The sequence below is a fragment of the Niallia sp. FSL R7-0648 genome (assembly GCF_038007005.1).
Taxonomy (GTDB): domain Bacteria; phylum Bacillota; class Bacilli; order Bacillales; family Cytobacillaceae; genus Niallia; species Niallia circulans.
This window is the reverse complement of sequence record NZ_JBBOWE010000002.1, coordinates 457,201-471,891: the sequence shown is the minus strand read 5'-3', so window position 1 is coordinate 471,891 and position 14,691 is coordinate 457,201. Positions and strand designations below refer to the sequence as shown.

10 protein-coding genes are annotated in these 14,691 nt (G+C 38.5%); all 10 read left to right on the top strand.

Annotated elements, in window-relative coordinates:
• Positions 1–6: 6 nt before the first annotated feature.
• The 10 genes from NSQ89_RS22350 (at position 7) to rplC (ending at position 14,672) form a co-directional block, all read left to right on the top strand.
• Positions 7–612 (top strand): class I SAM-dependent methyltransferase, encoded by a 606-nt coding sequence (locus NSQ89_RS22350; protein ID WP_047943708.1) that lies wholly within the window; start codon positions 7–9, stop codon positions 610–612.
• A 248-nt stretch (positions 613–860) separates the two neighbouring features.
• Positions 861–4,421, top strand: coding sequence for a DNA-directed RNA polymerase subunit beta (gene rpoB, locus NSQ89_RS22345; RefSeq protein ID WP_341133320.1), 3,561 nt, complete (start codon positions 861–863; stop codon positions 4,419–4,421).
• Positions 4,422–4,626: 205 nt separating this feature from the next.
• A complete protein-coding gene (gene rpoC / locus NSQ89_RS22340) occupies positions 4,627–8,226 on the top strand; it encodes a DNA-directed RNA polymerase subunit beta' (RefSeq protein WP_341133319.1) in 3,600 nt (1,199 codons plus the stop codon).
• 216 nt (positions 8,227–8,442) lie between these two features.
• The gene (locus tag NSQ89_RS22335) at positions 8,443–8,691 is read left to right on the top strand and encodes a 50S ribosomal protein L7ae-like protein (protein ID WP_047943711.1); all 249 of its coding nucleotides are present in this window, start codon (positions 8,443–8,445) and stop codon (positions 8,689–8,691) included.
• Positions 8,692–8,791: 100 nt separating this feature from the next.
• On the top strand, positions 8,792–9,214 hold the full coding sequence (gene rpsL / locus NSQ89_RS22330) for a 30S ribosomal protein S12 (RefSeq protein WP_047943712.1): 423 nt from the start codon (positions 8,792–8,794) through the stop codon (positions 9,212–9,214).
• A 40-nt stretch (positions 9,215–9,254) separates the two neighbouring features.
• Positions 9,255–9,725 carry a 30S ribosomal protein S7 gene (gene rpsG, locus NSQ89_RS22325; RefSeq protein ID WP_016204554.1) on the top strand — a complete coding sequence of 157 codons (471 nt, stop codon included), beginning with the start codon at positions 9,255–9,257 and terminating at the stop codon, positions 9,723–9,725.
• A gap of 47 nt (positions 9,726–9,772) precedes the next feature.
• Positions 9,773–11,848, top strand: coding sequence for an elongation factor G (gene fusA / locus NSQ89_RS22320; RefSeq protein WP_047943713.1), 2,076 nt, complete (start codon positions 9,773–9,775; stop codon positions 11,846–11,848).
• Positions 11,849–11,965: 117 nt separating this feature from the next.
• Positions 11,966–13,153, top strand: coding sequence for an elongation factor Tu (gene tuf, locus NSQ89_RS22315; RefSeq protein ID WP_047943714.1), 1,188 nt, complete (start codon positions 11,966–11,968; stop codon positions 13,151–13,153).
• 544 nt (positions 13,154–13,697) lie between these two features.
• Positions 13,698–14,006, top strand: coding sequence for a 30S ribosomal protein S10 (gene rpsJ / locus NSQ89_RS22310; protein ID WP_009336571.1), 309 nt, complete (start codon positions 13,698–13,700; stop codon positions 14,004–14,006).
• Positions 14,007–14,045: 39 nt separating this feature from the next.
• The gene (rplC, locus tag NSQ89_RS22305) at positions 14,046–14,672 is read left to right on the top strand and encodes a 50S ribosomal protein L3 (RefSeq protein ID WP_047943715.1); all 627 of its coding nucleotides are present in this window, start codon (positions 14,046–14,048) and stop codon (positions 14,670–14,672) included.
• The last annotated feature ends 19 nt before the right edge of the window (positions 14,673–14,691 follow it).

The following is a 14,691-nucleotide window of genomic DNA, read 5'->3' as shown; positions in this document are numbered from 1 at the left end:
GTTCGTATGACGGAACATTATTATTCCCGAACCCAAAATGTAAATAGCGATCCAAATTACTGGAATTTTACGCTTAAAGGTAATACAATACGTTTTAAAACAGATAATGGAGTCTTTTCTAAAAAGGAAGTGGACTTTGGATCCAGATTATTGATAGAGACGTATACCTTGCCTGATTTAGATGGAGATATATTAGATGTAGGTTGTGGATATGGCCCGATAGGTTTATCTATTGCGAAGACTTCCCCAAATAGAATGGTCCATATGGTTGATGTTAATTTACGTGCTATTGAATTAGCAGAAGAAAATGCCAGACAAAACGGCGTTGAAAATGTTCGTATTTATGAAAGTGATCGACTTCTTCGTGTAAAGGGAAAAAAATTTGCCTCTATTTTAACCAATCCGCCAATAAGAGCGGGGAAGAAAGTAGTTCATGATATTTTTGAGCAAAGCTATGACTGCTTAGTACCTAATGGGGAATTATGGGTTGTGATTCAAAAGAAACAAGGAGCACCCTCTGCTATTGCAAAATTAGAAGAATTCTTTAAAGAGGTAAACGTAGTAGAAAAGAAAAAAGGCTATTTTATAATTCAAGCAAAAAAGATTGACTAGTCCTTTTTGTTGTGATAGCATTGTATAATGCCAATATAATATTTTTCTGAAACTCGCAATTTTATCTAAGTTACTGTATAAAATTGGTGTAAGAAGGAAAAACTAACAGAATAATATTAGAAATATGAAAATGTGGTTTTTTGATTGGAAAACCCTTTTTCTTTTTGTCTTATAAAAATGGGTCTAATATCCTTTTTTATAAGATGTTAATAGATGTACTATAACGTTTGATTTGAGGGGTGAATCAGTTGACAGGTCAACTTGTTCAGTATGGACGACACCGCCAGCGGAGAAGCTACGCACGAATTAGTGAGGTTTTAGAATTACCAAATCTTATTGAAATCCAAACCTCTTCCTATCAATGGTTTTTAGATGAGGGATTGCGAGAAATGTTCCAGGACATTTCACCTATTGAAGATTTTACTGGCAATTTATCACTTGATTTCATTGATTATAGCTTAGGAGATCCTAAGTATTCAGTGGAAGAATCGAAAGAGCGAGATGTTACATATTCTGCACCTTTGCGTGTGAAGGTTCGTCTTGTGAATAAAGAAACAGGAGAAGTAAAAGACCAAGATGTATTCATGGGTGATTTCCCGCTTATGACTGAAACTGGTACTTTTGTTATTAATGGTGCGGAACGGGTTATCGTTTCTCAATTAGTACGTTCTCCAAGTGTTTATTATAATGGAAAACTTGATAAGAACGGTAAAAAAGGATTTACTGCTACAGTAATTCCTAACCGTGGAGCATGGCTAGAGTATGAAACAGATGCAAAGGATGTAGTATATGTACGTATTGATCGTACACGTAAACTTCCTGTTACTGTTCTGTTACGCGCTTTAGGATTTGGTTCCGATCAAGAGATTATTAAATTGATTGGTGACAATGAGTATTTGCGTAACACTTTAGAAAAAGATAACACAGAAGGAACAGACAAAGCGCTATTAGAAATTTATGAGCGTCTTCGTCCGGGAGAACCACCTACTGTGGAAAATGCAAAAAGTTTATTGGTATCAAGATTTTTCGATCCAAAAAGATACGATCTTGCGAATGTAGGTCGTTATAAAATTAATAAAAAGCTTCATATTAAAAATAGATTATTTAATCAGCGTTTAGCAGAAACATTAGTGGATCCTGAAACTGGCGAGATTATCGCTGAAAAAGGAACTCTTTTAGATCGCCGTGCGCTTGACCGTATTATTCCTAATCTAGAAAACAATATCGGCTTTAAAAAGCTGAGCCCATATGGCGGAGTATTAGAAGATGATGTTGTTGTACAATCGGTGAAAATTTATTCACCACTAGATGAAGGGGATAAAGAAATTAATGTTATTAGTAATGCATATGTAGAAGAAGCTGTGAAAAACATCTCTCCTTCAGATATCATTGCTTCTATCAGTTATTTCTTTAATTTATTGCATGGAGTAGGTCTAACAGATGATATTGACCATTTAGGTAACAGACGTCTTCGTTCTGTAGGCGAATTGTTGCAAAACCAATTCCGTATTGGTTTATCTAGAATGGAGCGTGTTGTTCGCGAAAGAATGTCTATTCAAGACACGAATACTATTACACCGCAGCAGCTAATTAATATCAGACCTGTTATTGCATCTATCAAAGAATTCTTTGGAAGCTCTCAGCTTTCTCAATTCATGGACCAAACAAATCCATTAGCAGAATTAACACACAAACGTCGTTTGTCTGCGTTAGGACCTGGTGGTTTAACAAGAGAGCGTGCAGGAATGGAAGTTCGTGACGTTCACTATTCTCACTATGGCCGTATGTGTCCGATTGAAACACCTGAGGGGCCAAACATTGGTTTGATTAACTCCTTATCTTCTTATGCAAAAGTAAATCGTTTCGGATTTATCGAAACACCGTACAGACGTGTTGATCCTGAGACAGGTAAAGTATCGTCGCGAATAGATTATTTAACAGCTGATGAACAAGATAACTATGTTGTTGCCCAAGCGAACGCTCGTTTAGGTGAAGATGGTTCCTTCTTAGATGAAGATGTTGTAGCACGTTTCCGTGATGAGAACGTTGTTGTTAAGCGTGATCGTGTAGACTATATGGACGTATCTCCAAAGCAGGTTGTATCTGCTGCGACAGCGTGTATCCCATTCTTAGAAAATGATGACTCTAACCGTGCCTTAATGGGTGCGAACATGCAGCGTCAAGCAGTACCTTTAATGCAGCCGGAAGCTCCAAGAGTAGGAACTGGAATGGAATATGTTTCAGGAAAAGACTCAGGTGCAGCTGTTATCTGTAAGCATCCTGGTATTGTTGAACATGTAGAAGCACGTGAAGTGTGGGTTAGACGTATTTCTGAAGTAGATGGTCAAGAAGTAAAAGGAAATCTTGATAAATATAAAATGCTTAAGTTTGTTCGTTCAAACCAAGGTACTTGTTATAATCAACGCCCGATTGTTGCTGTAGGTGATAAAGTAACAAAAGGCGAGGTTTTAGCTGATGGTCCTTCTATGGAACTTGGTGAATTAGCCCTTGGACGTAACGTATTAGTTGCCTTTATGACATGGGACGGATACAACTACGAGGATGCTATTATCATGAGCGAACGCTTGGTAAAAGATGATGTTTATACTTCTATTCATATTGAAGAATATGAATCAGAATCTCGTGATACAAAATTAGGACCGGAAGAAATTACGCGTGATATTCCGAATGTCGGAGAAGATGCTTTACGCAACTTAGATGATCGCGGAATTATTCGCATCGGTGCTGAAGTAAAAGATGGTGACTTGCTTGTTGGTAAAGTTACACCTAAAGGGGTAACTGAATTAACGGCAGAAGAACGATTATTACATGCTATCTTTGGTGAAAAAGCACGTGAAGTACGTGATACAAGTTTACGTGTTCCACATGGTGGCGGCGGTATCGTCCACGATGTTAAAGTCTTCAATAGAGAAGATGGAGACGAATTACCACCAGGTGTTAACCAATTAGTACGTGTATATATTGTTCAAAAACGTAAAATCCATGAAGGCGATAAGATGGCAGGTCGTCACGGTAATAAAGGGGTTATCTCCCGAATTCTACCTGAAGAAGATATGCCATACTTACCAGACGGAACACCAGTTGATATCATGTTAAATCCACTAGGTGTACCATCACGTATGAATATCGGTCAGGTGTTAGAATTGCATCTTGGAATGGCTGCAAGAAGCTTAAATATCCATGTTGCATCTCCAGTATTCGATGGTGCTCGTGAGGAAGATGTATGGGAAACAATTAGAGAAGCCGGAATGGCGCAAGATGCGAAAACAGTACTATATGACGGACGTTCAGGTGAACCTTTTGATAACCGTGTATCCGTTGGAGTTATGTATATGATCAAACTTGCTCATATGGTTGATGATAAGCTACATGCTCGTTCAACAGGACCATATTCTTTAGTAACGCAACAACCACTAGGAGGAAAAGCTCAATTCGGTGGTCAGCGTTTTGGAGAGATGGAGGTTTGGGCGCTTGAGGCTTATGGAGCTGCTTATACTTTACAAGAAATTCTTACTGTTAAATCAGATGACGTTGTTGGTCGTGTGAAAACATATGAAGCTATTGTTAAAGGAGAAAACGTTCCAGAACCTGGAGTTCCTGAATCATTCCGCGTATTAATGAAAGAGTTGCAAAGTTTAGGGTTAGATGTAAAAATCTTATCTAGCACGGAAGAAGAAATTGAAATGAGAGACACAGACGATGATGATGATATTCATCAAGCTGAATCTCTGACAATTGTTTCCGAAACACAAGAGCCTGAGTCAGAAAAGGTAGGCATGCAAGAATAATAAAGTAATGAACATGGCCTGTCTAAAAACGAAAGGGTCAGACTCCACTGCGAAGACATCTAAATAGAAGATCCTTTTATATCTTTTAAAATAGATTATTCAAGTGAAGTCAGACCCTTTTGTGACGGCCTGTCTTTGATTATATAAGTTTTTAGAAGTTTTTAAGTAAGGCAAAAGCCTGAAGATCGAAAGGGAGGTAGGACCCTTGTTGGATGTTAATAATTTTGAATATATGAAAATAGGCCTAGCTTCGCCAGATAAAATCCGTTCATGGTCATTTGGTGAAGTTAAAAAGCCAGAAACAATTAACTATCGTACTTTAAAACCGGAAAAAGATGGCTTGTTCTGTGAGCGTATTTTTGGTCCTACAAAAGACTGGGAATGTCACTGTGGTAAATACAAGCGTGTTAGATACAAAGGAGTAGTCTGTGACCGTTGTGGAGTAGAAGTTACCCGTGCAAAGGTTCGTCGTGAACGTATGGGACACATTGAATTAGCGGCTCCAGTATCACATATTTGGTATTTCAAAGGAATCCCAAGCCGTATGGGTCTAGTGTTAGATATGTCTCCACGTGCACTGGAAGAAGTTATTTACTTTGCTTCTTATGTTGTAACAGATCCAGGTGACACTGCTCTTGAGAAGAAACAACTTCTTTCAGAGAAAGAGTATAGAGCATACCGTGATAAATACGGTGTGAAGTTCCAAGCTTCAATGGGTGCTGAATCTATTAAGAAGTTATTATCAGATATTGATTTAAATAAAGAAGTAGATGCTTTAAAGGAAGAATTAAAAACGGCACAAGGGCAAAGAAGAACTCGTGCGATTAAAAGACTAGAAGTATTAGAAGCGTTCCGTGGTTCTGGGAATGAGCCTTCTTGGATGATTCTTGACGTACTTCCAGTGATTCCTCCAGAATTGCGCCCGATGGTTCAATTAGATGGTGGCCGCTTTGCGACTTCTGACCTAAATGATTTATACCGCCGTGTTATTAACCGTAATAATCGTCTGAAAAGATTATTAGACTTAGGTGCACCAAGCATTATCGTGCAAAACGAAAAACGTATGCTTCAAGAAGCTGTAGATGCGTTGATTGATAATGGCCGTCGTGGACGACCGGTAACTGGTCCTGGTAATAGACCACTTAAATCATTGTCACATATGCTTAAAGGTAAACAAGGACGTTTCCGTCAAAACTTATTAGGAAAACGTGTTGATTACTCTGGTCGTTCTGTTATTGTTGTAGGTCCGAACTTAAAGATGTATCAATGTGGTCTGCCTAGAGAAATGGCGATTGAATTATTTAAGCCTTTCGTAATGAAAGAGTTAGTAGAAAAGGGTATTGCTCACAATATCAAATCTGCGAAAAGAAAAATCGAAAGACTTCAACCGGAAGTTTGGGATGTGCTGGAGGAAGTTATTAAGGATCACCCTGTTTTACTTAACCGTGCACCGACTTTACACAGATTAGGTATTCAAGCATTTGAACCAACACTAGTAGAAGGCCGTGCAATTCGTCTTCATCCGTTAGTATGTACAGCTTACAACGCGGACTTTGACGGAGACCAAATGGCGGTTCACGTTCCATTATCATCTGAAGCACAAGCAGAAGCTCGTTTACTTATGCTTGCGGCTCAAAACATCTTGAACCCTAAAGATGGTAAGCCAGTTGTTACTCCTTCACAAGATATGGTATTAGGAAACTACTACCTAACATTAGAGCGTGAAGGTGCAGTTGGAGAAGGTATGATCTTCAATGATACAAATGAGGCTTTATTAGCTTATCAAAATGGTTACGTGCATCTACACACTCGTGTGGCAGTACGTGCTAGTTCTTTAAATAACGAAACATTTACAGAAGAACAGAATAAACAATTGTTATTAACAACAGTAGGTAAGTTAGTGTTCAATGAAATTTTACCAAAATCTTTCCCGTACATTAACGAACCAACGAAAACAAACTTAGAAGAAAAAACTCCTGAAAGATACTTTGTTGAGCCAGGTGTAGATGTACCTGCCGCAATTAGGGAGCTGCCAATTATCGAACCGTTCAAAAAGAAAATTTTAGGTAATATAATTGCTGAAGTATTTAAACGTTTCAAGATAACGGAAACTTCTAAGATGTTGGACAGAATGAAAGACTTAGGATTTAAGCATTCTACTAAAGCTGGTATTACTGTTGGTGTAGCTGACATTGTAGTATTAGGCGAAAAACAAGAAATTATCGAAGAAGCACAAAGTAAAGTAGATAATGTAATGAAACAGTTTAGACGTGGATTAATCACAGAAGAAGAGCGCTATGATCGCGTTATTTCTATCTGGAGTGCTGCAAAAGATACTATCCAGGCAAAACTGATGAAATCTTTAGATAAACGTAATCCAATCTTTATGATGAGTGACTCTGGAGCCCGTGGTAATGCATCTAACTTCACACAGCTTGCTGGTATGCGTGGTTTGATGGCCAACCCGGCTGGTAGAATCATCGAATTACCGATTATCTCAAGTTTCCGTGAAGGTTTAACTGTATTAGAGTACTTTATCTCTACACATGGTGCGCGTAAAGGTCTTGCCGATACAGCACTGAAAACAGCAGACTCTGGTTACTTAACTCGTCGTCTTGTTGACGTAGCACAAGATGTCATTGTTCGTGAGGATGATTGTGGTACGGACAGAGGATTATTAGTTTCTGCGCTTAAAGAAGGTACAGAAATTATCGAATCACTAGATGAGCGTTTAATCGGAAGATATGCAAGAAGATCAATTAAACACCCAGAAACGAATGAAGTTATTGTTCCAGAAAACGGACTTATTACAGAAGATTTAGCAGTAGAAATTGTTGAAGCTAATATCGAAGAAGTATGGATCCGTTCTGCGTTTACATGTAATACTCGTCATGGTGTATGTAAAAAATGTTATGGTCGCAACCTAGCAACTGGTCAAGAAGTGGAAGTAGGAGAAGCTGTTGGTATTATTGCAGCACAATCTATCGGGGAACCGGGTACACAGTTAACAATGCGTACATTCCATACTGGTGGGGTTGCTGGAGACGATATCACACAAGGTTTACCTCGTATCCAAGAAATATTCGAAGCTCGTAATCCAAAAGGGCAAGCGGTTATTACGGAAATGGCAGGGGTTGTTGTTGGTATCAACGAAGGCAGAGACCGTCAACATGAGATTGTTGTTCAAGGTGAATTAGAAACTAGAACATATACTGCTCCTTATACAGCAAGGCTTAAAGTAAAAGTTGATGATGTAGTAGAGCAAGGGCAGGAATTAACAGAAGGTTCTATTGATCCGAAAGAATTAATTAAAGTGAAAAACGTTACAGCAGTACAAGAATATCTACTTCGTGAAGTACAAAAGGTTTATCGTATGCAAGGGGTAGAAATTGGTGATAAACACGTAGAAGTAATGGTTCGCCAAATGCTTCGCAAAATCAGAGTAGTAGACGCTGGTGAGACAGATGTATTACCAGGTACTCTATTAGATATTCACCAATTCACTGATGCAAACGCAAAAGCTTTAAGAGAAGGAAAACTTCCTGCAACAGGAAGACCAGTATTACTTGGTATCACAAAAGCATCTCTGGAAACAGATTCATTCTTATCAGCTGCATCTTTCCAAGAAACTACAAGAGTTCTGACAGATGCTGCGATTAAAGGTAAACGCGATGAATTACTAGGATTGAAAGAGAATGTAATTATTGGTAAATTAGTTCCTGCTGGTACTGGTATGCCAAGATATCGTCATGCTGAACCTATTACTGCAGAAGAACTGACAGAAGAGTCTGTTACTGTAGAGTAATAGCGATAAATTAGAATCTTTCCTAAAAAGGCATATGGTTATTATGTTGACCTATCTATCATTTATGAATTAATAGATAGGTCAACATCCATAGCTTTGATAAACAGATCTAGGTATTAAAGGAAAGTTTTTTAGGAAAATAATTGACATCTAATTTTATAGATGATACTATATCAAAGGTGCTCCTATTCACCTGTTGCTTTGGAGGATATAAAAATGTCTTATGAAAAAGTACGACAGGCAAGTAAAATAGTAGTAGGAACAAAGCAAACAGTAAAAGCGTTAAAAAAAGGGATTGCAACTGAGGTTATCGTTGCAGAGGATGCCGATCCGATGATCATTAGAAAGGTATCTGAGGTAGCTGAAGAAGTGAATATTCCTATTATACTTGTTGAATCCATGAAGAAGCTTGGCGAATCATGCGGAATAGAAGTAGGCGCAGCAACTGTTGCCATAATTATTTAAAACTGTTTTTATGGAATTAACCATGAGAACTTTGTTTTTGCCCTAATATGAACCACCTGGATGTGTGGGCTTCAAACATAAAGGAAGGGAGGAAAAAGAAATGCCAACAATTAACCAATTAGTGCGCAAGCCTCGTCAATCTACTGAAGAGAAGTCGAAGTCTCCTGCGTTAAACAAAGGTTATAACAGTTTCAAAAAAGCACAAACAAACGTATCTTCACCTCAAAAACGTGGGGTATGTACTCGTGTTGGTACAATGACACCGAAAAAACCAAACTCTGCATTACGTAAATATGCACGTGTTCGTTTAACAAACGGTATCGAAGTAACAGCATACATTCCTGGTATTGGTCACAACCTACAAGAACATAGTGTTGTACTAATCCGTGGAGGACGTGTAAAAGACTTACCGGGGGTACGTTATCATATCGTACGCGGTGCGCTTGATACTGCTGGAGTTAACAACCGTATGCAAGGTCGTTCTAAATACGGTACTAAAAAACCAAAAGCAGCAAAAAAATAATAAAATAGAATTTATAGCATAATTGAAAGGAGGAAATCAAATGCCACGTAAAGGTCCTGTAGCAAAAAGAGACGTATTACCAGATCCGATTTACAATTCAAAGCTTGTATCTCGTTTAATCAACAAAATGATGATTGATGGTAAAAGAGGGAAATCGCAAGCTATCCTATATTCAGCATTCGAAATCGTTGCTGAGCGTTCTGGAAAAGAAGCGATTGAAGTATTTGATCAAGCATTAAAGAATATCATGCCAGTTCTTGAAGTAAGAGCACGCCGTGTTGGTGGTTCTAACTATCAAGTTCCAGTGGAGGTTCGTCCTGAAAGACGTACTACTTTAGGTCTTCGCTGGTTAGTTAACTATGCTCGTCTTCGCGGAGAGAAAACAATGGAAGAGAGATTAGCTAACGAAATCTTAGATGCAGCTAACAACACTGGTGCATCAGTTAAGAAACGTGAAGATACACACAAAATGGCAGAAGCGAACAAAGCGTTTGCTCACTACCGTTGGTAATATTATAATTTACAAAAATACTTTCATTATGAAAGGAGAAAGACCAAATGGCAAGAGAGTTCTCCTTAGAAAACACTCGTAATATTGGTATCATGGCACATATTGATGCTGGTAAAACGACTACAACTGAGCGTGTACTTTACTACACTGGTCGTATCCACAAAATTGGTGAAACTCACGAAGGTGCATCTCAAATGGACTGGATGGAGCAAGAACAAGAGCGTGGAATTACCATCACATCAGCAGCAACAACTGCACAATGGAAAGGTAACCGTGTAAACATCATCGATACTCCAGGACACGTAGACTTCACTGTTGAAGTTGAACGTTCCCTACGCGTACTTGATGGTGCTGTTGCAGTACTTGATGCACAATCTGGTGTTGAACCACAGACAGAAACAGTTTGGCGTCAAGCTACAACATATGGTGTACCTCGTGTAGTATTCGTAAACAAAATGGATAAAATCGGTGCAGACTTCCTTTATTCATTAAAAACTTTACATGAACGTTTACAAGCAAACGCTCATGCAATTCAACTACCAATTGGTGCTGAAGATCAATTCGAAGGTATCATTGACTTAGTTGAAATGAAAGCAACTTTCTACGGAAATGACCTAGGAACAGATATTCAAGAACGTGAAATTCCAGAAGACTACAGAGAGTTAGCAGAAGAATACCATGAGAAATTGGTTGAGGCTGTAGCTGAACTTGATGAAGAGTTAATGGAAAAATATCTTGGTGGTGAGGAAATCACTACTGATGAATTAAAAGCTGCTATCCGTAAAGGTACAGTTAACGTTGAATTCTACCCAGTAATCTGTGGTTCAGCTTTCAAAAACAAAGGTGTACAAAAAATGCTTGATGCTGTTATTGAGTACTTACCATCTCCATTAGACGTACCTGCAATTAAAGGTACTGCTCCTGATTCAGATGAAGTAATCGAAAAGCACTCAAGTGATGATGAGCCATTCGCTGCTCTTGCGTTCAAAGTAATGACAGATCCATTCGTTGGTAAACTGACATTCTTCCGTGTATACTCTGGTACATTGAGCTCTGGTTCATATGTACAAAACTCTACAAAAGGTAAGCGTGAGCGCGTAGGACGTATTCTGCAAATGCACGCAAACAGCCGTCAAGAGATTACAGAAGTATATGCTGGTGATATCGCAGCAGCTGTAGGTTTAAAAGATACTACTACTGGAGATACTCTATGTGATGAAAAGGATTTAGTAATCTTAGAATCAATGGAATTCCCAGAGCCGGTTATCGAATTGTCTATTGAACCTAAATCAAAAGCTGACCAAGATAAAATGACAACTGCACTACAAAAATTACAAGAAGAAGATCCAACGTTCCGTGCGCATACTAACCAGGAGACTGGTCAAGTTATCATTGCTGGTATGGGTGAACTTCACTTAGATATTCTTGTAGATCGTATGCGTCGTGAATTCAAAGTTGAAGCTAATGTTGGTGCTCCTCAGGTTGCTTACCGTGAAACATTCCGTTCTTCTGCAGCAGTTGAAGGGAAATTCACACGTCAATCTGGTGGACGTGGACAATATGGACACGTTTGGATTGAGTTCTCACCAAATGAAGAAGGTAAAGGATTCGAATTTGAAAATGCTATCGTCGGTGGTGTTGTTCCACGTGAATACATCGCTCCAGTTCAAGCTGGTTTAGAAGATGCGTTACAAAGAGGAGTGCTTGCTGGTTATCCAATGGTAGACATCAAAGCTAAATTATTTGATGGATCATACCATGATGTTGACTCATCTGAAATGGCGTTCAAAATCGCTGCTTCAATGGCATTGAAAAATGCAGCATCTAAATGTAATCCTGTAATTCTTGAGCCTGTTATGAAGGTAGAAGTTATCATTCCAGAAGAATACATGGGTGATATCATGGGTAATATCACTTCACGTCGTGGACGTGTTGAAGGTATGGAAGCTCGTGGTAACGCACAAGTTGTTCGTGCGATGGTTCCTCTTTCTGAAATGTTTGGTTATGCTACGACATTACGTTCAAGCACGCAAGGTCGTGGAGTATTCTCAATGGTGTTTGATCACTATGAAGAAGTACCAAAATCAATCTCTGAAGAGATCATCAAAAAAAATAAAGGGTAATTGTTGATTTTACCTTTTTAATGAAGTATAACTACTATGTAGGCAATAAAGCTGTGATCATTAATCACAGCTCTATAAAAATACTTATTTTTTACAAATCAAAGGAGGATTTTCCTAATGGCAAAAGCTAAATACGATCGTTCTAAGCCACACGTAAATATTGGAACAATTGGTCACGTTGACCATGGTAAAACTACATTAACAGCTGCTATCACAACTGTACTTTCTAAAGTTGGTGGCGGTGAAGCTCGCGGTTATGATCAAATCGACGCTGCTCCAGAAGAGCGTGAGCGTGGAATCACAATCTCTACTGCACACGTTGAGTACGAAACTGCTACTCGTCACTATGCACACGTTGACTGCCCAGGACATGCTGACTATGTTAAAAACATGATCACTGGTGCTGCTCAAATGGATGGCGGTATCTTAGTAGTATCTGCTACTGATGGTCCAATGCCACAAACTCGTGAGCACATCCTTCTTTCTCGTCAAGTTGGTGTACCTCACTTAGTAGTATTCTTAAACAAATGTGATATGGTTGATGACGAAGAACTATTAGAATTAGTAGAAATGGAAGTACGCGACCTATTATCAGAATATGAATTCCCTGGTGATGATATTCCTGTAATTAAAGGTTCTGCTCTTAAAGCTCTTGAAGGAGATGCTGCTTGGGAAGAAAAAATCACTGAGCTTATGGCTGCAGTTGATGAATATATCCCAACTCCAACTCGTGACACTGACAAACCATTCATGATGCCAGTTGAGGATGTATTCTCAATTACTGGTCGTGGTACAGTTGCAACTGGTCGTGTTGAGCGTGGACAAGTTAAAGTTGGTGACGTTGTAGACATCATCGGTTTAGCTGAAGAGAAAAAATCAACTACTGTAACTGGTGTTGAAATGTTCCGTAAATTACTTGATTATGCTGAAGCTGGAGATAACATTGGTGCACTTCTTCGTGGGGTTGCTCGTGAAGAAATCCAACGTGGTCAAGTATTAGCAAAACCAGGTACAATTACTCCACACGTAAAATTCAAAGCTGAAGTTTACGTATTATCAAAAGAAGAAGGTGGACGTCACACTCCATTCTTCACTAACTACCGTCCTCAGTTCTACTTCCGTACAACTGATGTAACTGGTATTTGTAACTTACCTGAAGGCGTAGAAATGGTTATGCCTGGTGACAACATTGAAATGGATGTTGAATTAATTTCTTCTATCGCTATCGAAGAAGGAACTAAATTCTCTATTCGTGAAGGTGGACGTACAGTAGGCGCTGGTGTAGTTGCTACTATCGTTGAATAATAACCTTTGATAAAAACAAGCTGATTCGTCAGCTTGTTTTTTTTGTAATTAAATCTATTGTTATTAAAATTGATACAGGTATGTAAATGGTAATTTTAATATTTGAAGATAGAGATAAATGTTAGTCGAAGTAAATATGTTTAATTATTAAGGTTAGCTATAATAGATAGAGTTATTAATATAGAAGAAAGTGGTTTTCCAAAATCTTTCTATATAATCTTTCACTACTTTTTGTTAGAATATAAAAGTCTTACTAATAGTTTTCTTAAATCTAAATGGTTCATTACCAATTGACTGACAATTATACATTGGGTTGAAATATGATCATGGAATATGTATAATAATCTGAGTGTACTAAAACGAAAGAAAAATAATAAATGTTGTTGCTTTTCTAGGCGTTTTTATGTATAATAGACAATGTTGGTCTTTGACTTGCGATGATGTGGGAGGTTGCTGATACACCCGGCCGCTTTGCCATGGCGAGTGTGTGGGAAATTCCTGCGGAGAATGTCTATTTTAAAATAGGCGAAAAGGAGGGAAAATAATGGCAAAACAAAAAATTCGTATTCGTTTAAAAGCGTATGATCATAGAATTTTAGATCAATCAGCTGAGAAAATCGTTGAAACTGCAAAACGTTCTGGTGCTGCTGTATCTGGACCGATTCCGTTACCAACAGAGAAGTCTATATACACAATCCTACGTGCGGTTCATAAATATAAAGATTCTCGTGAACAGTTTGAAATGCGTACGCATAAACGTCTAATCGACATCGTGAACCCAACTCCACAAACAGTTGATTCACTAATGCGTCTGGATTTACCGTCAGGTGTAGATATCGAAATTAAATTATAATTGAAATAAACATTTAAACAATCAGGAGGTGTGACTTAAATGACCAAAGGAATCTTAGGAAGAAAAATAGGTATGACTCAAGTATTCGCTGATAACGGCAATCTTATCCCTGTAACAGTAGTGGAAGCTGCTGAAAACGTTGTTCTTCAAAAGAAAACTGTTGAAGCTGATGGCTATGCAGCAGTACAAATCGGTTTTGAAAACAAACGTGAAAAGTTAGCTAACAAACCTGAACAAGGACATGTTGCTAAAGCAAGTACTGCTCCTAAGCGCTTCGTTCGTGAATTTAGAGATGTTAGCGTGGAAGAGTATGAGGTTGGTCAAGAAGTCAATGTAAGTATTTTCGCTGAAGGCGATATAGTGGATGTAACAGGTATCTCTAAAGGGAAAGGTTTCCAAGGTTCAATCAAGCGCCATGGACAATCTCGCGGACCAATGGCTCACGGTTCTCGTTACCATCGTCGTCCAGGTTCAATGGGACCTGTAGCGCCAAACCGTGTATTCAAAGGTAAAGCATTACCAGGACGTATGGGTGGAGAACAGATTACTGTTCAAAACTTAGAAATTGTTAAAGTGGATGCAGAGCGCAATCTACTATTAATCAAAGGTAATGTACCTGGAGCTAGAAAAGCTTTATTAAAAATTAAAACTGCTGTTAAAGCATAATTATTAATCTGGAAAGGAG